The organism is Micromonospora sicca (assembly GCF_003172935.1).
Lineage (GTDB): Bacteria > Actinomycetota > Actinomycetes > Mycobacteriales > Micromonosporaceae > Micromonospora > Micromonospora sicca.
In genome coordinates this window covers 18,152-40,263 of sequence record NZ_QGKS01000184.1, presented here as the reverse complement: position 1 = coordinate 40,263, position 22,112 = coordinate 18,152, and the positions used below count along the sequence as shown (strand labels likewise).

General features: G+C 72.5%; 14 protein-coding genes. 6 read left to right on the top strand and 8 right to left on the bottom strand.

Features of this window, described 5'->3' with window-relative positions:
- Positions 1-76: 76 nt before the first annotated feature.
- Together DKT69_RS37710 and DKT69_RS11100 are read right to left on the bottom strand one after the other, a co-directional pair.
- A complete protein-coding gene (locus DKT69_RS37710) occupies positions 77-259 on the bottom strand; it encodes a hypothetical protein (RefSeq protein ID WP_146231038.1) in 183 nt (60 codons plus the stop codon).
- A 90-nt stretch (positions 260-349) separates the two neighbouring features.
- Positions 350-1,402, bottom strand: a complete 1,053-nt coding sequence (locus DKT69_RS11100) for an LLM class flavin-dependent oxidoreductase (RefSeq protein WP_109801479.1) — start codon at positions 1,400-1,402, stop codon at positions 350-352.
- Between the two features lie 92 nt (positions 1,403-1,494).
- On the opposite strand from DKT69_RS11100, the gene DKT69_RS11095 reads away from it, so the two are divergent.
- Genes DKT69_RS11095 through DKT69_RS11075 form a run of 5 tightly spaced genes read left to right on the top strand, consistent with a single transcriptional unit; the run spans position 1,495 to position 5,198 of the window.
- Entirely contained in the window at positions 1,495-2,010 is a 516-nt protein-coding gene (locus DKT69_RS11095; RefSeq protein ID WP_109801478.1) for a MarR family winged helix-turn-helix transcriptional regulator, read from the top strand.
- Positions 2,007-2,663: an NADPH-dependent F420 reductase gene (locus DKT69_RS11090; RefSeq protein ID WP_109801477.1), complete on the top strand. Its 657-nt coding sequence runs from the start codon at positions 2,007-2,009 to the stop codon at positions 2,661-2,663. The genes DKT69_RS11095 and DKT69_RS11090 overlap by 4 nt, the downstream gene beginning before the upstream one ends.
- Before the next feature lie 47 nt (positions 2,664-2,710).
- Entirely contained in the window at positions 2,711-3,799 is a 1,089-nt protein-coding gene (locus tag DKT69_RS11085; RefSeq protein ID WP_109801476.1) for an LLM class flavin-dependent oxidoreductase, read from the top strand.
- Positions 3,800-3,811: 12 nt separating this feature from the next.
- Positions 3,812-4,603, top strand: coding sequence for a nucleotidyltransferase domain-containing protein (locus DKT69_RS11080; RefSeq protein WP_109801475.1), 792 nt, complete (start codon positions 3,812-3,814; stop codon positions 4,601-4,603).
- A gap of 28 nt (positions 4,604-4,631) precedes the next feature.
- Complete coding sequence (locus DKT69_RS11075; protein WP_109801474.1) at positions 4,632-5,198, top strand: dihydrofolate reductase family protein; 567 nt, start codon at positions 4,632-4,634, stop codon at positions 5,196-5,198.
- 52 nt (positions 5,199-5,250) lie between these two features.
- Here DKT69_RS11075 and DKT69_RS37705 read toward each other — a convergent pair whose 3' ends face one another.
- The 4 genes from DKT69_RS37705 to DKT69_RS11060 are packed head-to-tail and all read right to left on the bottom strand — an operon-like array spanning position 5,251 to position 14,369.
- Entirely contained in the window at positions 5,251-5,412 is a 162-nt protein-coding gene (locus DKT69_RS37705) for a VOC family protein (RefSeq protein ID WP_146231037.1), read from the bottom strand.
- Between the two features lies 1 nt (position 5,413).
- Positions 5,414-11,047, bottom strand: coding sequence for a non-ribosomal peptide synthetase/MFS transporter (locus DKT69_RS11070; protein WP_109801473.1), 5,634 nt, complete (start codon positions 11,045-11,047; stop codon positions 5,414-5,416).
- Positions 11,044-14,184: a non-ribosomal peptide synthetase gene (locus DKT69_RS11065; protein ID WP_109801472.1), complete on the bottom strand. Its 3,141-nt coding sequence runs from the start codon at positions 14,182-14,184 to the stop codon at positions 11,044-11,046. The genes DKT69_RS11070 and DKT69_RS11065 overlap by 4 nt, the downstream gene beginning before the upstream one ends.
- The gene (locus DKT69_RS11060) at positions 14,181-14,369 is read right to left on the bottom strand and encodes an MbtH family protein (protein WP_109801471.1); all 189 of its coding nucleotides are present in this window, start codon (positions 14,367-14,369) and stop codon (positions 14,181-14,183) included. The genes DKT69_RS11065 and DKT69_RS11060 overlap by 4 nt, the downstream gene beginning before the upstream one ends.
- A 132-nt stretch (positions 14,370-14,501) precedes the next feature.
- On the opposite strand from DKT69_RS11060, the gene DKT69_RS11055 reads away from it, so the two are divergent.
- Positions 14,502-15,530 (top strand): RNA-guided endonuclease InsQ/TnpB family protein, encoded by a 1,029-nt coding sequence (locus DKT69_RS11055; protein WP_109801470.1) that lies wholly within the window; start codon positions 14,502-14,504, stop codon positions 15,528-15,530.
- 29 nt (positions 15,531-15,559) lie between these two features.
- Here DKT69_RS11055 and DKT69_RS11050 read toward each other — a convergent pair whose 3' ends face one another.
- Both DKT69_RS11050 and DKT69_RS11045 read right to left on the bottom strand, forming a co-directional pair.
- A complete protein-coding gene (locus DKT69_RS11050) occupies positions 15,560-16,537 on the bottom strand; it encodes a TauD/TfdA family dioxygenase (protein WP_255420195.1) in 978 nt (325 codons plus the stop codon).
- Positions 16,538-16,557: 20 nt separating this feature from the next.
- Positions 16,558-22,089, bottom strand: a complete 5,532-nt coding sequence (locus DKT69_RS11045) for a type I polyketide synthase (protein WP_109801469.1) — start codon at positions 22,087-22,089, stop codon at positions 16,558-16,560.
- Positions 22,090-22,112 lie beyond the last annotated feature (23 nt).

Genomic DNA, 22,112 nt, shown 5'->3' with positions numbered 1-22,112 from the left:
CCGCCCCGACGACACGATCCGGCTGCTGGCCGCCCACCCCTGATCCCCCGCTCGGCGGTGCGCCGGGCGGCGGGCGTCACCCCCGGCGCCGTGACCGGGCCACCAGGAAGCCGATGACCAGGCCCGCCGCCACGGTGGCCAGGGTCCGCCCGGAGACCGCCGAGCGGAGCTGGCTCAGCCCCTTGCGCGGGTCGACGACGGTACCGGCCACGTTGCCCGCCGCGCCGACGAGCACGTCACCCAGTCGACCAGTGTTCATCGCCGTACCGCCCTCCGTGTCCCGGTGCCCGGTCGGCCGTACCCGTCCGCACCTGGTCCAAACTGCCGCGGGACGGGCGGCCGGGTTCACTTACCGCTGCTGGAGTTGCTCGCGCACCCTGGGCGCGACCTCGGTGCCGAACAGGCGGAGGTTCTCCATGAGGACGGCGTGCGGCATCGGGCCCATGCCGTACTTCAGGTCGAAGCGGTTCGCGTCGAGGGTGGTCATGGTCTTGGCGATGCGTCGGGCGACCGTCTCCGGCGAGCCGACGTAGAGGGAGCCGTACTCGACCTCGTGTTCGAAGTAGTCACGGGTGATCTCCGGGAAGCCGCGCTGCCGGCGGGCGTCGAGCATGAACGTCCGGTAGGTGGGCCAGTACTGCTCCTTCGCCTGTTCGTCGGAGGCCGCGACATGCCCGGGCGAGTGCACCCCGATCGGCAGCGGGCCGATCCCCGACTGCTCGGTGGCCGCCCGGTAGAGCGCGGAGAGGCGGGCGAAGCGGGCGGGATTGCCGCCGATGATCGCGAGCATCAGTGCGAAACCGTGCCGCGCGGCGCGCACGACGGAGGCCGGGTTCCCGCCGACGCCCACCCAGGTCGGCAGCATTCCGTCGGCGGTACGCGGGTAGACCTGAAGTCCCGGCAGGGCGGCCCGCGTGGTTCCCGACCAGGTGACCGGTTGCTCCGTGCGCAGCCGGGCAAAGAGTTCGAGTTTCTCCTCGAACAGCCGGTCGTAGTCGGCGAGGTCGAAGCCGAACAGCGGGAACGACTCGGTGCTGGAGCCTCGGCCGAGGATCACTTCGGCGCGGCCGGAGGAGAGGGCGTCGAGGGTCGCGTACCGCTGGAACACGCGCACCGGGTCGTCCGAACTCAGCACCGTGACCGCGGACCCCAGGTGGATGCGGGAGGTCCGGGCGGCGAGGGCGGCCAGGACCAGGTCGGGCGCGGACAGCGGCATCTCCTCGATGTGGTGCTCGCCCAGTCCGAAGAAGTCGAGCCCCGACTCCTCCGCGAGGACCCCCTCCGCGACCAGCTCACGGATGTTCTGCGGCTGGCTGAGCAGCTTGCCGTCACCGCCGAGGGTCATCTCCCCGAAGCTGTCGACACCGATCACGATCCGGTGTCCGCCGCGCGTACTGGTCATCGTCAACTCCCCGAAGTGTGATTGACGCGTCAATGTTGATGCGTCAATCATATGCCTATACTTGACCAGTCAAGGAGATGAGGTGACAGCGAATGAGTGACGACGGCCACGCTGCGACTCCGGTCGCCGGGCGGCGGATGACGAGCAGCGAACTGACGGTCTGGCGGACGCTGATCGACACCACCGCCGAACTCCGGCGGATCCTGGGCGCGCAGCTGCTCCAGGATTCGGGCCTCTCACCGGCCGACTATCAGGTGCTCCTCGCGCTGAGCGAGGCGGCGGGCCGGCGGCTGCGATCGTCGGAGCTGGCCGCGATCATCGGCTGGGAGCGGAGCCGGCTCTCCCATCACCTGAACCGGATGGAGCGGCGCGGCCTCATCGGCCGGAACCACTGCGCCACCGACAGCCGCGGTTCCGAGGTCTCGCTCACGGACGACGGCGCCCGGATGTTCTCCGGCGCGACCCTCCCCCACCTGAGGGCCATCAAGAGGCACTTCACCGACGCCCTGACGCCCGAGCAGGTCGAGGCGCTCGCCGACGTACTGCGGGCGCTGCAGAGCCATCTCCACCCGGAACCGACCACTCGTGTTGAGGAGAAACGGCCATGACGGCCAGCCTGCCGCCCACGCCACAGCCGCCGCGGATCGCCGTGCTCGGCGCGGGCCACACCGGTCCGGTGATCGCCCGCGTCGCGCTCGCCGCGGGCCACCCCGTCACGATCGCGGCCTCCGGCGACCCCGAGAAGATCGCCCTCATCACCCAACTACTGGCGCCGGGGGCCGAGCCGCGATGGGCGGCGGATGCCGTCGAGGACGCCGATGTCGTGGTGCTGGCCATCCCGCTGCACAGGTTCGCGGCCTTCGACCCCGCCCTGGTGGCCGGCAAGCTCGTCGTCGACACGATGAACTACTGGCCGCCCGTCGACGGCGTTCAGGAGATGTTCGACGACCCCCGGTACGGCAGCAGCGAGATCGTCCAGCGCCGGCTCGCCCGGTCGACGGTCGTCAAGACCCTCAACCACATCGGCTACCACGAACTCGAGGACGACCGCCGCCCGGCGGGCTCGCCGGAGCGCCGCGCGCTCGGCGTCGCTGGCGACGACCCGGGCGCGGTGAAGACCGCGGCGGAAGTCATCGAGGGCATCGGCTACGACGTCGTCCCGCTGGACAGCCTGCGGGCCGGACGCCTCCTCCAACCGGGCGGCCCGGTCTTCGGTGTGTCGCTGCGCCGGGCCGACTTCGAGCAGGCGCTGGCCGCCTGAGCCGCACAACCGAACCCCGTTCCGCAATCAGCACAGAAGGGCTCACCATGACCACCGCACCCTCGGACGCCGTACGGGCGGCCGCCGCCGAACCCACGACGTTCCCACTCGTGCTCGGCCTGGACACCTTCGGCGACGTCACGCATGACGACCACGACCGCCCTCTGTCCCACGCCCGGACGATCCGCAACCTCGTCGAGCAGGGCGTCCTCGCGGACCAGGTCGGGGTGGACTTCTTCGGGATCGGTGAACACCACACCGACGATTTTCCGCTCTCGGCCGCCGACGTGGTACTCGGCGCCATCGCCGGGCGGACCACCCGGATCCGCCTCGGGTCGGCGGTCACGGTGCTGAGCTCCGACGATCCCGTCCGGGTGTTCCAGCGCTACTCCACCCTCGACGCGATCTCCGGCGGTCGGGCGGAGGTCATCCTCGGCCGGGGATCCAGCATCGACTCGTTCCCGCTCTTCGGCTACGACCTGTCCGACTACGAGCAGCTCTTCGAAGAGAAGGCGCAGCTCTTCGCCGAGTTGCTCAAGGGCGGGCCGGTCACCTGGGAAGGAACGATGCGCGCCCCGCTGCACAACCAGGACGTCGTGCCGCACACCGAGTCCGGGCCCTTCCCGGCGTGGATCGGCGTCGGCGGCAACCCCCAGTCGGTCATCCGCGCCGCCCGGTACGGATACTCGCTGATGCTCGCCATCATCGGTGGGTCCCCGGCGCGCTTCGCCCCGTTCTCCCAGCTCTTCCAGCAGGCCCTGAAGCAGCTCGGACAGGCCCCGCGACCGGTCGGAGTGCACTCGCCCGGGCACGTCGCCGCCACCGACGAGCAGGCCCGCGCGGAGTTCTGGCCGCGCTACCAGGAGGTCATCCGCCGCGTCGCCAGGACGCGCGGATTCGCCGTGCCGACCAAGGAATCCTTCCTGCACGAGATCGGGCCACACGGGTCGCTCTACGTCGGATCGCCGGAGACCGTCGCCCAGAAGATCGCGGCGAACCTCACCGTCCTCGGCGCGAACCGCTTCGAGCTGAAGTACGGCATGGGCGGCCTCTCACACGAGGCACTCATGACCGCCATCGAGCTCTACGGCACCCAGGTCATCCCGCGCGTCCGGGAGATGACCGGGGCGCGCTGATACGGTGCGCGCGTGATCCGGAAGTTGACGGACGCGTACCTCCGGGCGGTGGACGAGGCGCTGCCGGGCTTCGTCGAGCGGCTCTACGTCGTCGGCTCGGCGGCACTCGGAGCCTGGGTGCCCGACGCCAGCGACGTCGACACGGTCATCGTGACGTCGCGCGTCGCGAGCCCAGGTGACCTGGCTGCGCTGGCGAAGGTTCACGAGGGCATGCCGGCCAGGCCGCACCTGGACGGCGTGTACCTCGATCGGGCGACGTTCGACGAGTTCCCCGTCGATCGTCGGGTGGTGCCGTTCGTGGTCGACGGCGAGTTCCGGATTGACAAGCCGTGCGGGGAGTTGACTCCCGTGCTCTGGCTGACCCTGCGGCGCTACGGAATCCGGGCTCGGGGGGTGGAGGTCGACGAACTCGGCATACCCGTCGACTCAGCGGCGCTGCGCCGGTACAACCTCGAGAACCTTCGTGACTACTGGCGGCCACTGGCGACCGGCGTCGTTCAGGCCGTTGCCCAACTGCCCGCCGACACCCCGGTGGACGCATCCGGCGTCGCGTGGTGCGTCCTCGGTCCGGCGCGGCTGCACTACACGCTCGCCCACGGAGACATCACCTCGAAGGCCGGCGCCGCGACGTACCTCGCCGAGACCTTCCCCGACTGGGAAGCCCTGGCCCACCGGGCCGTCCGGTGGCGCGCCGGTCACGAGGAATCGTTCACCGTGGCGGACCTGCGGGCGGTCGCCCGCGGCGTCGATGCCGTCGTCGACGACGCGTGGAAGCGCTGGGGCGACCAGATCGCCCAGGCCTGAGGTCGTACGGGCGTGGCATGGTGAGCCGGTGACGAAGACCCAGTACTACACGGCGACCAGCGCCGACGGCTTCATCGCCGACGAGGCCAACTCGCTGGACTGGCTGTTCGACGTCGAACGCACCGGCCCTGACCGGTTCGCCGAGTTCTTCGCCGGGGTGGGTGCCATGTGCATGGGCGCGACCACCTACGAGTGGGTGCTCGGCCACGACCGGCTGCTGGCGCAGCCCCAGAAGTGGCAGGACTATTACGGTGACACGCCCTGCTGGGTGTTCACCCATCGTGAGCTGCCCGCGATACCGGGTGCGAACCTGACGTTCGTCTCCGGCGACGTGGGCCCGGTCCATGTCGCGATGGTCGAGGCCGCACAGGGGGCCAACGTGTGGCTGGTCGGCGGGGGTGAGCTGGTGGGAGCCTTTGCCGACCACGGGCTGCTCGACGAGATCATCATTGGCGTCACGCCCGTCTTCCTCGGCGGAGGCGCGCCGCTGCTGCCCCGCCGGCTCCTGTCCTCCCAGGTGCGACTGACCCGGATGGTGCAGGACGGCCAGATCGCCGAACTGACCTACGATCTGCGCCGCGAGCCGCCGCACTGACGGGATCGCGGCTTCAGCTCGCGCGGGCGCGGTGGGCCCATGGATCGGAGGGTCAGCTCACGCAGAACTCGTTGCCCTCCGGGTCGCGCATGACGACGTAGTAGAACGGGTCCGCCGGATCGTCGCCTCGCGTCCGGCGCTCCACGCCGGCGCCCAGCCCGACCGCTCGGGGGTGCCCTGGAAGCGCTGTGACCTCCTGCGGATACTCAGCCAACTCAACCTCCGGTGGCCACGACGGCCGGCTCTCGGTCCTCCACCTTCGCCGCGGCCAGCCGCCGCGCCCGCTCCTGGGCGCCGATCAGGTCGTCGGGCAGCGAGTCGGGCACCTCGGTGTCGAACCGGCGAAACGCCCTGATCAGGAAACCACCGGCGGTGACCAGCGCGAGCATGAACCCGAACACCAGGTACGCGAACCCGATTCCACGTCCCGGGCCGACCCCGATGACCGCGCCGAGCGAGCCGGCGAGCGCTCCGCCGGGGGCGAGCATCGGCTCGAACAGCGCGGTCCCCAACGGGGCGAGGAGCGCGAACCCGATCGGCAGGGTGGACCAGGAGATGGTCTGGTTCAGCGCGAACACCCGTCCGTGATAGCGCTGCGGCACCTTGACCTGCACGATCGTGGCGTAGATGTCCTGCGCCGTGGCCATCGCCGCGGTCATCAGGAACAGCCCGACCGTCACCACGACGATCGAGGGGCGCACGCCCACCAGCGCGCAGCCCGCGGCGGTGCCGAGGTTGCCGATCAGCACCCCGATCATCCGGCGCCGCCGTGGGCCACCCCAGACGGTCATCAACGTGCCGCCCGCGATCGCGCCGAGCGCCTCCGCGACGGCGACCTGGGCCACCTGGGCCACCGTCCCGAAGGAAAGCACGAGTGGGGTGGTCAGCACCAGCGCCGGAGCGAGAAACACGTTCCCCAGCGCGAAGTAGCCCAGCATCAGCCGGAATCCGCGGTGGTTCCACGAGTAGCGCAGGCCGTTGACGATGGCCACCGGCAGTGGTTCCCTGGGCCGCCAGCCCAGCGAGTCGGGGAAGCTGATGAACAGCAGGGTCAGCACCGCGAACAGGTAGCTCGCCACATCGATCAGCAGGATGCCCTTGAGTTCGATCGCGGCGAGCAGACCGGCCGCGATCACCGGCATCAGCAACAGCGCGAACCCGTTGGTCAGCTGGGTGATGCCCATCGCGTGGCCGAGGTAGCGCTTCGGCACCAACTGCGGCACCGCCGACTGCAACGCGATCCGCTGGAACGAGGCGGCCACCTGACTCAGCGACACCAGCGCGTAGATCTCCCACAGCGCGAGATGTCCGGACCAGAGCAGCCCGGCCAGGATCAGCTGCAGGGTGCCCGAGACGCAGCTCGCGATCATCATGATCCGCCGCCGGTCGACCCGGTCGACCAGCGCGCCGGCGACCGGCAGGGTGAGCACCCCGCAGATCAACGCCAGCGCCCACAGGAGGCCGAGGTCGGTGACGGAGCCGGTCCGGGTGTAGAGCCAGACCGGCAGCGCGAAGCTGGTCAACGCCGAACCGGTGGTGGAGACGAGCTGACCGAGCGAGACGGCCAGGAACCGGCCCATGCTTGGCTTGACGGTCTTCGTGGCCTGGTCGGCGTCCAGGCCGAGGCGCTGCCAGTCGCGCAGCGCCCAGGCCGCGTCCGCCCCGCGCGCCGCGGGTTCCAGCGCCGTCGTGTCGCCGGCGGCCAGCGCCGGATGCGTAGCGGTGACGATCTCGGCGAGCTCGTCGGCCCGGTGCTTGAGGAAGAAGTGCCCGGCCTCGTCCAGCACCACCAGGCCCAGGGTGTCGCTGAGGAACTGCCACTCCGCGTACCGCTCGGCGTGGTACTCGGTGACCGGGTCGGCCGAACCGACCACCGAGACGATCGGCGCGCGGAGCTTCTCCACCCGCCGGTCCAACAGCCCGGTGAAGTACTCCTCGGAGGCCCGCGAGTCGGCCCGCATGTTGCTGATGATCCGGTCGGCCTGCTCGGGGTCGAGTTCGTCGGTGTCGACCCCCATGCCCTTCAGCCAGCTCGCGTAGTGCTTGTTGCTCCGCAGCGCCTCCAGCCGGATACGCATCGCCGAGAAGGCGCCCTTGGGGCGGGCGAACGGGAACATCGCGCCGATGTACACCGCCTCCAGGTCCCGCCCGGCCGCCTCGATCTTGCGGGCCACCTCGGCCACGATCGCGCTACCGACGCCGCAGTGCCCGTACAGCACGAGCGGGCCGGAGATCCGTTCCAGCACCTCCGCCGCGACCCGACCGGTCAGCTCGTCCAGGCGCACCGCGTCCTCTTCGAGGCCGACGTCGTGCCCCGGAATCGCCACCGAGTACAGCGCGACGCCGTCGGGGAGCGCGTCGGCCAGCGGTTGATAGACGATGGCGCTGCCGCCGCCGTACGGCACGCACACGTAGGTCAGCGTCCGCCGGTCCGCCGGGATTGGCCTGGTCAGCTCGTAGAGCAGCCGGCGCGGCCCGTCGTCCTGCGCCGGTCCGTCGATGAACCCGGCGAGATCGCGGATCGTCCGGTTCTGGAACAGGTCCATCACGCCGACCGGGCGGCCGGCCAGCTCGGCCTTGCGGATCCGCGCGACGACCTGGGTGGCCAGCATCGAGTGCCCGCCCAGGTCGAAGAAGTCGTCGTCGATGCCGAGCGTCGGCACGCCGAGCACCTCCGACCAGATCCGGGCCAGCGTCCGTTCGGTCGGGTTACGGGGTTCGACGAGTTGCGCGGCCGACTCACGGGACGCCACCGGGGCGGGCAACGCCCTGCGGTCGAGCTTGCCGTTCGTGGTCAGCGGCAACGCGTCCAGCGACACGAACGCCGCCGGCACCATGTACTCCGGCAGCCGCTGCTTCAGCGCCGCCTTCAGCTCGGCGGCCGACGCCGGGCCGACCAGGTAGGCGGCCAGCCGCTTGTCGCCCGGGGTGTCCTCGCGGACCACGACCGCGGCCTCGACCACGCCGTCCTGCTCGCGCAGCGCGCTCTCGATCTCGCCGAGCTCGATCCGCAGGCCGCGCAGCTTGACCTGGTGGTCGATCCGGCCGAGGAATTCGATCACCCCGGCCGTCGGTGGAGCCATCCCGCCCGCCCCCGCCGGTGCGGCCTCGGACGAGCCGGGGGGCCGCCGCGAGCCGTGGGGCGGCCGCCAGCGGACCAGGTCGCCGGTCCGGTAAAGCCGGGCTCCCGGGGTCGGGCCGAACGGGTCCGGGACGAACCGCTCGGCGGTCAACGCGGGCCGGCGATGATAGCCGCGGGCCAGGCCGACGCCGCCGATGTACAGCTCACCGTTCACCCCGGGAGGCACCGGGTTGAGCCGTTCATCGAGCACGTACAGGCGCAGGTTGGCGATCGGACCACCGATCGGCACACTGGTCAGCCCCGCCAGCTCCGCCGGCCGGCAGGGCCACCAGCTGACGTCGATCGCCGCCTCGGTCGGCCCGTACAGGTTGTGCAGTTCGCAGTCCGGAAGCCGACCGGAGAACTCGACGGCCGACGCCAGCGGCAGTTCCTCGCCGCTGCAGATCACCCGGCGCAGGCCGGCACACGCCTCGACGCCCTCCTCGGCGAGGAAGGCGGTGAGCATCGACGGCACGAAGTGGGCGGTGCTCACCCGCTCGGCGATCAGCAGATCGCGCAGGTAGGCGGCGTCCTTGTGCCCGCCGGGCCTGGCCAACACCAGCCGGGCACCGGTCTGCAACGGCCAGAAGAACTCCCAGACCGACACGTCGAAGCTGGCCGGTGTCTTCTGCAGCACCGCGTCGTCCGCGCCGAGCCGGTACGTCCGCTGCATCCAGTCCAGCCGGTTCACGATGCCCCGGTGGGTGTTGGCGACCCCCTTCGGCCGTCCGGTGGAGCCGGAGGTGTAGATCACGTAGGCGACGTTGCCGGCGGTGGCGGTGGGCGACGGGTCGTCCCCGGACTCACCGCGCCACTCGGACTCGTCGTCGAGCGCCAGTACCGTCGCGCCGGTGTCCGGCAGCACCCCCCGCAGCCGGTCCTGCAGCAGCACCACCGGGGCGGCGGCGTCGGAGACCATGAACGCCAGCCGGTCGGCCGGGTACTCGGGGTCCAGCGGCAGATAGGCGGCGCCGGCCTTGAGCACCCCGAGCAGCCCCGCGACCAGCTCGACCGACCGCTCCGCGCACACCCCGACCAGGGTTTCCGGGCCCACCCCGGCGCGTCGCAGCCGGTGTGCGATCCGGTTGGCCACCGCGTTCAGCTCGGCGTAGGACACCGAACGCCCCTCGAACCGGACCGCGACGGCGTCCGGCGTCCGGGCCACCTGCTCCTCGACGAGGCCGTGCAGCGTCGCGTGCTCGGGGAACGGGGTGGCGGTGGCGTTCCAGGCGTCGACCACCAGCGCGCGCTCGCCGTCGGCCAGCACCTCCAGCCCGGACACCGGCGACTCCGGCGCGACGACGACGGACCGCAGCAGCGCGCCGAACCGGTCCGCCATCCGCTCCACGGTGGACCGGTGGAGCAGGTCGGTGTTGAAGACCAACTTGCCCAGCAGGCCGCTGCCGACCTCGACCAGGTGCAGTTCGATGTCGAACCGGGTGGCCCGCAGCTCCATCGGGGTCCAGTCGAACTCCACGTCGGCCCGGCCGGAGGCCGCCGCGAACCGCCCCATCTCGTAGTTCTGCAGGACGAGCATCGCCTGGAACACCGGCGAGCGGCTGACGTCGCGCGGCACACCCAGCTCCTGCACCACCCGGGCGAACGGCACGTCGGCGTGCTCGAAGGCGTCCAGCACCGCCGGGCGGGTGCGACCGAGCAGTTCGGTGAAGGTCGGGTCGCCGGCCAGCTCGGCCCGCATCGGCAGCATGTTGATGAACATGCCCACCACGTTCTCCAGCTCCGGGGCGGAGCGGCCGGCGACCGAGACGCCGACCGCGAAGTCGTCCTGACCGCAGTGCCGAGCCAGCAGGACCTGGTACGCGGCCAGCAGCGCCATGAACAGCGTGCCGCCGGCCTCCCGGGCCAGGGTGGCCAACCCGTCGACCACCTCCCGGTTCACCCGGAACTCCACGAAGTCGCCGTGGTAGGTCTGGGTGGCCGGGCGGGGAGCGTCGAGCGGCAACTCCAGCGGCGGCACCCCGGCCAGCCGCGCGGTCCAGTAGTCGAGGTGGCGCCGCACCTGCGGGCCGGCCAACGTCCGGGCCTCCCAGTGCGCGAAGTCGCCGTACTGGATCGGCAGCTCGGGCAGCTGCTCCGAATGCTGGTACAGGGCGATCAGGTCACGCAGCAGCACGTCGACCGACCAGCCGTCGGAGGTGATGTGGTGCTGGGTCAGCAGCAGCACGTGGTCGTCGGCGACGTTCATCCGGTCCGGAGTGCCGTCTTGCGGCGCGGAGGCCGGATTATCGTCGCAGGCCATCCGGACCAGCAGGGCCCGCAGCAGCGGGCCGGCGGCCAGGTCGAACGGTTCCACCGCGGCCCGGTCGACCAGGGCCTGCGCGGCGCTCTCGTCGGCCGCCTCGACGATCCGCAGCGGCACCTCGACATCGTCCTCGACGAGCGCCAACGGGCGCCCGTCGGCGTCCGCCGGAAACCGGGTCCGCAGCGACTCGTGCCGCCGGGTGAGCCCGTCCAGCGCCGCGCGCAGCCGGTCCACGTCGAGCGGGCCGCGCACCCGCAGCGGCACTGCCATCAGGTACGCCGCCTGACCCGGAGCGATCTGCTCCATGAACCACACCCGCTCCTGGGCGAACGACAGCGGCGGGTCGGTGCCGTCGGGCCGGCGGGTGATCCCGGCGGTGGGTGCGGCCGCGCGGCGCCGCAGGCGCCGGGCGGTCAGCGCTTCGCGACCGGCGTCGCGGTCAGCCGCCTCGGTCCGGGCGGTCATCGGGTCGTTCCCTCCTCGGCCGAGAGCAGCGCGGCGACCTCGGCGTCGGAGAGGTCGTCCACCTCGGCGGCGATCAGCTGTTCGATCTGGACCGCCAGGTCGGCGACGACCGGGTGGCTGAACAACGCCCGCATCGGCACGTCGAGGTCGACCTCGGACCGGATCCGGGCCATCGCCCGCATCCCGCGCAGCGAGTTGCCGCCCAGGGCGAAGAAGTCGTCCCGCGCGCCGACCTTCTCCACCTGCAGGATCTCGGCGAAGACCTCGGCCACCAGCGCCTCGGCGTCGGTCCGCGGCGCGACGTAGGCCTGGCTGACCTGCTCGGGCGCCGGCAGCCGGTCCCGATCCAGCTTGCCGTTCGCGGTCAGCGGCAGGTCGTCGAGCCGGACGAAGGCGGCCGGCACCAGATGGGCGGGCAGCGTCCGGGCCAGCTCCGCGGCGAGGACGTCCCGCTCGGCCGGGCCGACGACGTAGCCCACCAGGTACGGCTCGCCCTGGTCGTCCTCGCGGACCAGGACCGCCGCACGGTGCACGTCCGGCCGGGCCAGCAGGGCCGACTCGATCTCCCCGAGTTCGATCCGGTGGCCGCGCACCTTGACCTGATGGTCGGTGCGACCGAGGTACTCGATGGTCCCGTCCGCCCGCCACCGGGCCCGGTCGCCGGTGGCGTACATCCGCCGTCCGGGCGCGCCGAACGGGCAGGGCAGGAAGCGCTCCGCGGTGAGCGCCGGCCGGCGGAGGTAGCCGCGGGCCACCTGATCGCCCGCGACGAACAACTCCCCGGCCACGCCGACCGGCACCGGCCGCAGCGCCGGGTCGAGCAGGTACACCTCGACGTTCCAGATCGGCCGGCCGATGGCGACCGGGCCGGGAGGCAGCGACTCGCCGGGCTCGATCCGGGCCGCGACGCAGCCCACCGTGGCCTCGGTCGGCCCGTACTCGTTGATCACCGTGACCTCGGGGTGCGCGGCGCGCCAGGCCGCGAGCGGCTCGCCGGCCAGCGCCTCACCGCCGAGCACCAGGTCCGCGGTGGGCGACAGCTCGCCGTCCAGCAGCGGCAGGTGGCTCGGCGTCGCCTTCAGGAACGTGGGCCGGCCGCCGGCCCGTGCCGCGGGCGCGTCGATCGCGGCCAGCCGGATGGCGCCACCGGCGGTGAGCGGGCCGAGCAGCCCGGTCACGCTGAGGTCGAAGGAGATCGGCGAGTGCAGCAGCGCGGTGCCGGCCAGTCCCGGGTAGCTGTGCCGGGCCCAGGCGAGGTAGGCGTTGACCGACCGGTGTTCGACCACCACGCCCTTCGGGCGGCCGGTCGACCCGGAGGTGTAGAGCACGTACGCCGGGTGTCCCGGCCGCAGGGGGGCGACTCGGTCCGCGTCGGTCACCGGCACGCGGTCGGCGTCGGTCAACGGCGCGTCGACGTCGGCGGCCACGGCCAGGACCGGCACCTCGCCGGGCACCAGCGCCGCGGTGGCCGCCGTGGCCAGCACCAGCGCGGGCGCCGCGTCGTCGAGCAGCCAGGCGATCCGCTCGGCCGGGTAGCTGGTGTCGATCGGCAGGTACGCAGCACCGGACTTGAGCACGGCCAGCACCGCGACCACCAGCTCCGGCGAGCGGGGCAGCGCCAACGCCACCAGCGACTCCGGGCCGACACCACGGGCGATCAGCGTCCGGGCGAGCGGGTTCGCCCGCGCGTCGAGCTCGGCGTACGTCATGGTGGCGCCGTCGCAGATCAGCGCGGTCGCCTCCGGCGTACGACCGACCTGCTCCTCGACCAGTGCCGGAACGGTGCGCTCGGCGATGCGGCGCGTGGTGTCGTTCCACTCCCCCACCACCAGCGCCCGCTCGACGTCGGTCAGCAGCGGCAGCGCGGAGACCCGCAGCCCCGGGTCGGCGACCGCGGCCTGGAGCAGCCGGACGTACCGGTCGACGATCGCCTCGGCGGTGGACCGGTCGAACAGCGCCGTCCGGTAGAGCAGCCGGCTGGTACCGCTGGCCAGATCGAAGGCGAGGTCGTCCTTGGTGGTGCCCAGCGGCACCGGGTCGAAGCCGGTGTCGGGCACGTAGTTGATCGCCGCCTGGAAGATCGGCTGCACCGCGGGGTCCCGCTGCGGCGCGACCGCCTCGACGACCAGTTGGAACGGGGTCTGGCCGTGCTCCATCGCGTCCATCAGGGCGTCCCGGACCCGGCCGAGCAGCTCGGTGAAGGTGGGATCGCCGTCGAGGTCGCAGCGCAGCGCGATCGGGTTGACGAACATCCCGATCAGCGGGGCCAGCTCGGGCAGGTCCCGCCCGGTGGTGGAGACCCCGACCACCACGTCCGGGCTGCCGGACAGCTGGGACAGCAGGGCGGAGAACGCGGTCAGGAGCACCATGAACGGGGTGGCGGACGCCCCTCGGCCGAGCGCCGAGACCCGGTCGAGCAGCCCGTCCGGGAGGGTGAAATGGACCTCGTCGCCGCCGAAGCCGAGTTCGGCCGGTCGGGGGCGGTCCAGCGGCAGGTCGAGCACCGGCGGGGCGTCGGCGAGGCGGTCCCGCCAGAACGCGAGCTGGGTCTTCAGCCCGGCACCGGCCAACTGCTCACGCTGCCACGCGGCGTAGTCGGCGTACTGGATGGGCAGCTCGGGCAGCACGGCCGCCGTACCGGACACCGCGGCCCGGGACAGGGCGTCCATCTCGTCCCGGAAGACGGCCACCGAGTGCGCGTCGAACACCGCGTGGTGCAGCACCAGCAGCAACCGCCACGCGGTGTCGCCCAGCCGCACCAGCCGGGCGCGCCAGAGCGGCGGCCGGTCCAGCGGGATCGCGGTCCGGGACAGTTCCGCGGCGATCTCGGCGGTCCGGCGGACCCGCTCGTCGTCGGGCAGCTCACGCAGGTCGTCGACCGGAAGCTCGATCGGCTCGACGGCACGCACCACCTGGAGCAGGACGCCATCCTGGAGTCGCAGGCAGCTCCGCAGCGCCTCGTGCCGGGCGACGACCTCGGCAAACACCGCGGTGACCTGCTCCCGGGTCAGGCCGGTGGGGAACGTCCACGGGCTGGACACGTTGTGGACCGGTGATCCGACGTCGCGCTGGTTGGCGAACCAGACCCGCTCCTGGGCGTACGAGGCGGGGAAGCTCCACTCACGGACCTCCGTCATCGCGCCGACTCACGCAGCGAGCGCGGGCGCATGTCCGTCCACACCTCGTCCACGTGCGCGAGGCAGTCGGCCTTGGAGCCGGTGAACCCGGCGTCCTGCCAGCCGGCCGGGATCTCCCGGTCGGCCGCCCAGATCGAATACTGCTCCTCGTCGTTGCGCACCACGACGAAACGGTCTTCGGCCATAAGATTCGCGCGGAGGAAACCAGCACCCGTGAAGTACCGGGGGAATCCGCGCTCCCTCCCTTCAATCCGGTGCGGACAAACGTCGTACGATTTGGGCGTGCTTGTGGGCCGTGAGTTACTGGACCGTGACTGGTGAGACGGGCGTACACCTTCCTGCTGCGCCCCACCGCCCGGCAGGCCGCCGCTCTCGCGGCCTGCTTGGACGACCACCGGAACCTCTACAACGCGGCGTTGGAGGAGCGCCGGGAGGCCTGGCGTCGGTCCCGGGTGACGGTTCGCTACGGCGATCAGTCCGCCCAGCTCAAAGACATCAGGCGGACCGATCCGTCGGGGCAGGCACGTTGGTCGTTCTCCTCCCAGCAGGCCACCCTGCGCCGGCTGGAGAAGGCCTTCGCCGCGTTCTTCCGTCGGGTCAAATCCGGCCAGGCCCCGGGATATCCGCGGTTCAAGGGCAGCGGCTGGTTCGACACCGTGGAATGGCCCAAGGACCGCGATGGTTGCCGCTGGGACTCGGCGCCCGATTCGGGTCAGGTTCGGCTGTACCTGCAGGGTGTAGGGCACGTGCGGGTGCACGCGCACCGCGCCTCTGATGGCGTACACGTCGCCAATCCCCGGTACCTCGCCGCATCCACCGCCCGATTGGGCGCCGCTCAGCAAGTGTTGGCCCGCCGCGAGCGTGGGTCGAACCGGCGCCGGAAAGCGCGCGAGCGGGTCGCCGCCCTGCACGCCCGGGTCCGGCGGCAGCGGCTCGACCACGCCCACAAGACCGCCCGATGGCTGGTCCGACACCACGATCTGATCGCGCACGAGGACCTGCGGATCGGCAACATGACCCGCTCGGCGGCCGGCACCCTCGACGCGCCGGGCAGCAACGTGGCGCAAAAGTCCGGGCTCAACCGTTCGATCCTGGATGCGGGTTGGGGGGCGTTCCTGCGGATCCTTGCCGCCAAGGCTGAAAGCGCCGGGCGGCTGGTGGTTGCGGTGAACCCTGCCAATACCTCCCGCACCTGCCCCCAGTGTGGGCACTGTGCCCGGGACAACCGTCCCACTCAAGCCGGCTTCACCTGCGCAACCTGCGGCTACAACGGGCACGCGGACGTAGTTGGCGCCAGCAACATACTGAGGGCAGGGCTTGCCCTTCAGTCCGTGCAAGCGGCCTGAAAAGCTGGCGCCTTCAGGCGTCAGCGGAGTCACCACTGCTCCTGCTGCTCGATCGAATTCTGCTGGCTGGTCGGGCTGTACGGCTCGGCCATCGCGACCGCGATCCGGCGGGGCCCGGTGAACGGCTCCCGGCCGTGCGCCGCGGTCATGTTGTCCACCACCAGGACATCGTCCGCCCGGTAGTCGAAGCGCACGGTCGCCGCCCGGTAGGCGGCCCGGAGGTGGTCCATCACGTCGGCGGGAATCGCCGCCCCGTCGCCGTAGTAGGTGTTGGTCGGCAGGCCGTCCTCGCCGAACATCGCCAACAGGCCCTCCTGGAGGTCCTTGGCCAGCGTGGACACGTGGAAAAACGTCGCGTGGTTGAACCATCTCGGCAGGTCGCTGCCGGGCCGGTGGTGGACGGCGTCGCGGACCGACCGGGTACGCAGGCCGTCCCGGCCGAGCCACTCCACCTCGATCCCGTTCGCCGCGCAGTAGCCCGCCACCGCGTCCCGGTCGTCGGTGTTGAACACCTGCTGCCACGGGGTGCCGAAGTCGCCGTGGAAGTTGCGGACCAGCATCCAGCGGCGCCGTTCGAACTCCTCACGGACCGCCGGGTCGATCTCCCGGTACACCCGGCGGACGTCGGCCAGCGGCGTCGCGCCCAGCGAGGTGGGCGGCTGGATGCAGTAGAAGAAGAGGGTCAGCGGCCAGCTCGCCTGGTACGAGTTCTCGTTGTGCAGGAAGATCTCCTCGTCCGCCGGATAGTCGGTCGACGTGTAGACCTGCCCTTTGATGGTGCTGCGGGGCGACGAACGCTCGGTGTAGGTGAGCGGGCTGCCCGCCAGCGCCCGCACCACCCGGTCGAACCCGTCGACGCGGCCGACGTCGAAGCCGCGCAGCAGCACCCCGCCGTGTTCGACCAGGGCCGCACGGATCTCCGCGCGTCGGGCCTCGACCAGCTCCACGATGGGTGTGCCGTCGCTCTCGATCGTCAAGGGCAGCCCGGCTGCGGCCGATTCGGTCACCTGGTCCTCCTTCTGTGCGCTCACCCGCGGGGCAGCCGTGGGATGGTCGTGGCCGCCGGGTCGGCGGCGGGGGTTTCCGCGGGCGCCTCGGCCCGAAGCTGTTCGATCAACGCGGCCAGTCCGGCGATGGTGGGCCGTTCGAACAGGCTGCGCATCGGCAGCCGCACCCCGACCGCCTTGCGCATCGAGGCGATGAGCTGGACCGCCACCAGCGAGTTGCCGCCGAGCTCGAAGAAGTCGTCGTCCACCCCGATGTCGTCCACGCCGAGGTTGTCCCGCCACACCGCGGCGATGGCCGCCTCGAGCCCGCCGCCAGGGCCGGCCGAGCCATCACCACCGGTGGCCGGCGCGGTCGCCCCGTCCGGCTGGTCCGAGTCGGCGTCGGTGGCCCGCTGCCGGGTCCGGCGCAGGATGTCCTCCACCGGCCGGGTGGTGATCACCACCTGCGGTCCGAGACCCGCGCCGAGGCTCCGCCGGAAGGCCTCGGCCCCGTCCGCCGGCCTGATCTCTCCCGACGGGCCGGCCGGCGCCGGGTCCACCGGCCCGGCCGGCCGTCCGGCGACCGGGCCGGCCGCCGGTGCGACCAGGTCGCCGGTCACCGCCGCCTGGTCCACCCGGCGCAGGACGAACTCGCTGATCGCGACGAGTTCCCGGCCGGTGGAGTCGACCAGCGACAGGTCGGCCACGACGACGTCGTCGGTGGTGGTGTCCCGGTGCCGCAGGTGACTGTAGAAGTTGCCCGGCAGGTCGCCGCGCACGACCACCCGGCCGTAGGACAGCGGCAGGTAGCTGCCCTCGCCCCGGCCGCGGCCGAACGCGGTGGCCACGTCCAGCATCGCCGGCTGGAGCCCCCAGGCCGCCAGGTCACCGGCGGACGCCGCGGGAGTCTCGATCCGGGCCAGTTCCTCGCCGTCGCCCACGTAGTGCTCGCGCAGCACGTCCCAGTGCGGCCCGAAGGTCACCATCCCGGTCCGCGGCCGGCGGTCGTCGATCCGCCGGCACCGGCCGAGCACCGCGGCGAGGTCCAGCACCGGGGCGTCGCCCGCCGCGGTCCAGCCGGCCGATCCGCGTACGTGGGTCCGCGTCCGGCCGGCGGCCAGGCTGCGGACCTGGAACGTACCGTCCTCGGTGGACAGCTCCACCCGGTACTGCGCCACCGATCCGTCCGGCACCGCGAACGGCTCCAGGAAGGCCACGTCGGTCAGCTCGACCACCTGCCCGGCGCCCGGCGCCGGAACACCGCTCGCGACGGCGGCGCGGGCGCACTCCAGGTGCCCGGTGCCCGGCACCACCGGTACGCCCCCGATCCGGTGCTCGTCCAGCACCCACTGGCTGGCGGCCGACACCACCCCGTGCACGACGATCTGATCCGGACCGCTGACCCGGGTGGTCAGCATCGGGTGGTCGACCGGCCCGGTGACCGTCTCTCGGCCCGCCGCGCGGAGGGTGGCCGAGGTGGTCTCGACGGCCATCCCGACCTCCGCCCAGCCGCCCCAGTTCTGCGCCACCACCGGGGCGCGCCAACCATGGCCGGCCCGGGCGTACGCGTCGAGGAAGGTGTTGGCCGCGCAGTAGTCCACCTGGCCGAGACCGCCGGCCACCGAGGTGATCGACGAGCAGAGCGCGACGAAGTCCATCGGCAGGTCACCGAAGACCTGGGCCAGCGCGAGGGTGCCGGCGAGCTTCGGCGCCAGCACCCGCTCGGCCTCGGCCCGTTCCTTGACCTCGGCCAGCCCGCCGCCCGGCAGGCCGGCGGCGTGCACGATGCCGTCCAGCCCGCCGAACGCCGCCTCGACGTCGTCGCGTACCCGGCGCAGGTCGGCCGGATCGGTCACGTCGGCGGCCAGCACCAGCACCTCGGCCCCGCCGCTCTCCATCCGGCGGATCGCCGCGATGGCCCGACCCACCCGGTCGTCGCTGCCGTGCACCGCCAGGTAGCTGTCCCACTCCTCGCGGGCCGGCAACCCGGACCGGGCCAGCAGCACCAGCCGCGCCCGCACCCGCGCGGCGAGGTCCTCGGCGAGGGTGATGCCGATCCCGCCGAGGCCGCCGGTGATCAGATAACGGCCGCCCTCGCGCAGCACCCCGGGCTCCGCCGCACCCTCCAGGCTGACCTGCTCGAACCCGGTGACCCAGCGACGTGCCCCGCGCAACGCCACCTCGGCGGGCCCGCCGTCGGCCGGCCGGCACAGCTCGGCCACCAGCGCCGACGGGTCGGTGGTGGCCGGATCGGCGTCAATCAGCCGTACCCTCAGCCCCTGCTGTTCCATCGGCAGCACCCGGGCCAGCCCGGCCAGGGTGGCGTGCTCAGGGCGGACCAGGTCGCCGCCGGCGGGGTCGCCGACGCCCGCGGTGACCAGGTCCAGCCGGATCGGCTCGGCGGCCTCCTCGCCGGCGGTCAGCCCGGTCCCGGCGAGCGCCTGGACCAGCTGCAGCGCGCTGAAGAACCCGCGGTCCTGCCCGGCCCAGGCGGCGGCGATGTCGGTGCCGGCGGGCTCGCCGTCCAGCGCCCAGGCGTGCACGATTCGCCCCGGCACCCCGGCCGCGGACAACGCGCCGACCAGGGCGTCGTGGTCCTCGCGGACGCCCGGCCGGAGCCGGAAGCCGTGCGGCGCCGGAGCGAAGGCCGGTCCCGGCCGCACCTCGACCAGGTCGGCACCCGCGTCGCGCAACGCACCGGCCAACTCGTCGCCGCGTGGCCCGTCCACGAAGACCAGGCAACGGCCGATCGGCCCGGTACGCGGGTCGGGCGCGGCCTGGCGCCAGGTCGGCACCGCGAACCAGTCCGCGAGCGCGCGGGGCCCGCTGGGCGGGACGACCGGCACGACCGGCTGCTCCGGGTCCGGGTCCACCCAGTAGCGCTTGCGCTCGAACGGGTGCACCGGCAGCGGCACGCGGAACAGCGCGGGCGGACCGTCCCCGGGGTGGCCGTCGTCCTCGCTGGGCAGCGGACGCACCGGCACGCCACGCACCCACAGGGCGCCCATCGAGCTGGACAGCGTGGTCAGATCGCCGGTCGATTCGCCCGGCCCCGGCATGCTCGCCAGCGGGGTGAGCGCCCGCTGCGCCGGCGCGGTGGCCCGGGCCACCTGCATCCGCGCCAGGCCGGACAACTGCCGGCCGGGACCGCACTCGACCAGCGACCAGCGCCCCTCGGCCAGCAGGGTCCCTACGCAGGCGCCGAACCGGACCGGCCGGCGCAGGTGCGCCGCCCAGTAACCGGGGTCGGTCGCCTGTTCGTCGGTGATCCAGGTGCCGGTGACGTTGGACAGGAACCGGGTTCGCGGCGGGCCGAGCGGGACGGCGGCCACCACCTGGGTGAACTCGGCCAGGATCGGGTCCATCATCGGCGAGTGGAACGCGTGCGACGTCCGCAGCTTCTTGGTCCTGCCCGGCAGGCCGTCGGCGAACGCCGCGACCGCCGCGGTCTCGCCGGCCACCACGCAGGTGCCCGGCCCGTTCACCGTGGCGATCGTGACCCCGTCCGGCAGCAGAGCGGCCACCTCGGATTCGTCGGCTGCGACGGCGAGCATCGAACCGGCCGGCATCGACTGCATCAGCCGGCCCCGGGCGGCGACCACCCGCAGCGCGTCAGGCAGGGTGAAGACCCCGGCCAGGGTGGCCGCGACGTACTCGCCGATGGAATGCCCGATCATCGCCGCCGGACGTACGCCGAGCAGCTCCCAGGTGACCGCCAGCGCGTACTCGACGGTGAACAGCGCCGGCTGGGTGTACCGGGTCTCGGTCAGCTTCTCCTCGGCCCCGGGGTCCCGGCCGAGGATGAGGTCGCGGATGTCCAGGCCGAGCTGCGGTTCGAGCAGCTCCGCGCAGTCGTCCACCACCTTGGCGTAGGCGGGCTCCTCGGCGTACAGCTGGGCGCCCATGCCGGCGTACTGCGCGCCCTGGCCGGAGAAGAGGAACGCCACCGGCGGCGCGGCCCCGTCGACGACCCCGGCCTGCCGGCGGCGCTTGTCCCGCAGGGCGGCGACCGCCGCCGGCAGGTCGTCGGCGACCACGCTGGTCCGGTGCGGATACTCCGGGCGGCCGACGCGCAGCGTGTGGGCCACGTCGGCGAGTTCGGGGGTCCCGTCGGTGACGGTCTCCAGGTGCTCGGCGAGCTGGCCGACGGCGCGCTCCAGCGCGGTCGCCGTCTTCGCCGAGACCCGCATCAGCCGGGTACGGCGGGGGGGCGGCGACCGCCGGGCGGCGGATGCCGGCTCGGGTGCCTCCTGGAGGATCACGTGGGCGTTGGTGCCGCCGATGCCGAACGAGCTGACCCCGGCCCGCCGGGGCACCCCGCCGGTCTCCCACTTGGCCAGGGCGTTGGCCACATAGAACGGGGTCTCGGCGAAGTCGATGGCCGGGTTCGGCCGCTCGTAGTTGAGGGTCGGCGGGATCAGCCGGTGTTCCATCGCCAGCACCGTCTTGATCAGGCCGACGATGCCGGAGGGCTGGCTGAGGTGGCCGATGTTGGACTTCACCGAGCCCAGCGCGCACCACCCGCGCTCGCCGGTGTGCTGCCCGTACACGGCGGACAGCGCGGCGACCTCGATCGGGTCGCCCATCGCGGTGCCGGTCCCGTGCGCCTCGACGTACGTGATGGTCCTCGGGTCGATCGCGGCCGTGCCGACCGCCTGAGCGACGGCGGCGATCTGGCCGTCGACGCTGGGCGCCGTGAACCCGGCCTTCTGCGCGCCGTCGTTGTTGATCGCGTTGCCGAGCACCAGCGCCCGGATCGTGTCGCCGTCGGCGACCGCGTCGGCGAGCCGCTTGACCAGGGTGACCCCGACCCCACTGCCCCACACCGTGCCGTTCGCCCCGGCGTCGAAGGGACGGCAGTGCCCGTCCGGGGAGGTGAACCCGTCCATGCCCAGGTAGCCGATGCCGTGCGGCATCTCCAGGTTGACCCCACCGGCCAGCGCCATGTCGCATTCCCCGTTGCGCAACGCCTCGCAGGCCAGGTGGAAGGCGACCAGGGAGGTCGAGCAGGCGGTCTGCACGGTCAGGCTGGGGCCGCGCAGGTCCAGTCGGTAGGAGGGTGTGGTGGTCACGTAGTTCGGCGAGTTGCCGGTGTTGATGGACACCATGCTGCTCGGCGAACCACTGACCCGGCTGTTGTGGAGGATGTTCTCCCACACGTAGTGCTGGCTGCCGGTGCCGGCGTACACGCCGATCGCCCCGTCGTAGCGGGCCGGGTCGTACCCGGCGTCCTGCAGCGCGGCGTAGCACGACTCCAGGAACAACCGGTGCTGGGGGTCCATCACCTCGGCTTCCCTGGCCGTCATCCCGAACAGCCCGGCGTCGAACTGGTCGAACCCGTCGATGATCGGCGCCCGGGAGACCCAGCCCGGATCGTCCACCTCGGCGAGCTTCGCGCCCCGGGCCAGCTGCTCCTCCCGGCTGAACGAGGTGACCGACTCGACCCCGTCCACCAGGTTGCGCCAGAACTGCCGGACGTCGTCGGCCCCGGGCACCCGGGCGGCCACCCCGACGATGGCCAACGGCTCGACCCCGTCCTCGGGCAGGATGTCGGTGCGGTTCTGGAGGACCACGATGATTCCTCTATCTCGCGGGG

Bases quoted from the DNA above. Each gene is read 5' to 3' on its own strand.
- DKT69_RS37710 (WP_146231038.1), bottom strand. From the start codon at position 259: ATGAACACTGGTCGACTGGGTGACGTGCTCGTCGGCGCGGCGGGCAAC.
- DKT69_RS11090 (WP_109801477.1), top strand. From the start codon at position 2,007: ATGACGGCCAGCCTGCCGCCCACGCCACAGCCGCCGCGGATCGCCGTG.
- DKT69_RS11095 (WP_109801478.1), top strand. From the start codon at position 1,495: ATGAGTGACGACGGCCACGCTGCGACTCCGGTCGCCGGGCGGCGGATG.
- DKT69_RS11065 (WP_109801472.1), bottom strand. From the start codon at position 14,184: ATGACGGAGGTCCGTGAGTGGAGCTTCCCCGCCTCGTACGCCCAGGAG.
- DKT69_RS11100 (WP_109801479.1), bottom strand. From the start codon at position 1,402: ATGACCAGTACGCGCGGCGGACACCGGATCGTGATCGGTGTCGACAGC.
- DKT69_RS11070 (WP_109801473.1), bottom strand. From the start codon at position 11,047: ATGACCGCCCGGACCGAGGCGGCTGACCGCGACGCCGGTCGCGAAGCG.
- DKT69_RS11060 (WP_109801471.1), bottom strand. From the start codon at position 14,369: ATGGCCGAAGACCGTTTCGTCGTGGTGCGCAACGACGAGGAGCAGTAT.
- DKT69_RS11085 (WP_109801476.1), top strand. From the start codon at position 2,711: ATGACCACCGCACCCTCGGACGCCGTACGGGCGGCCGCCGCCGAACCC.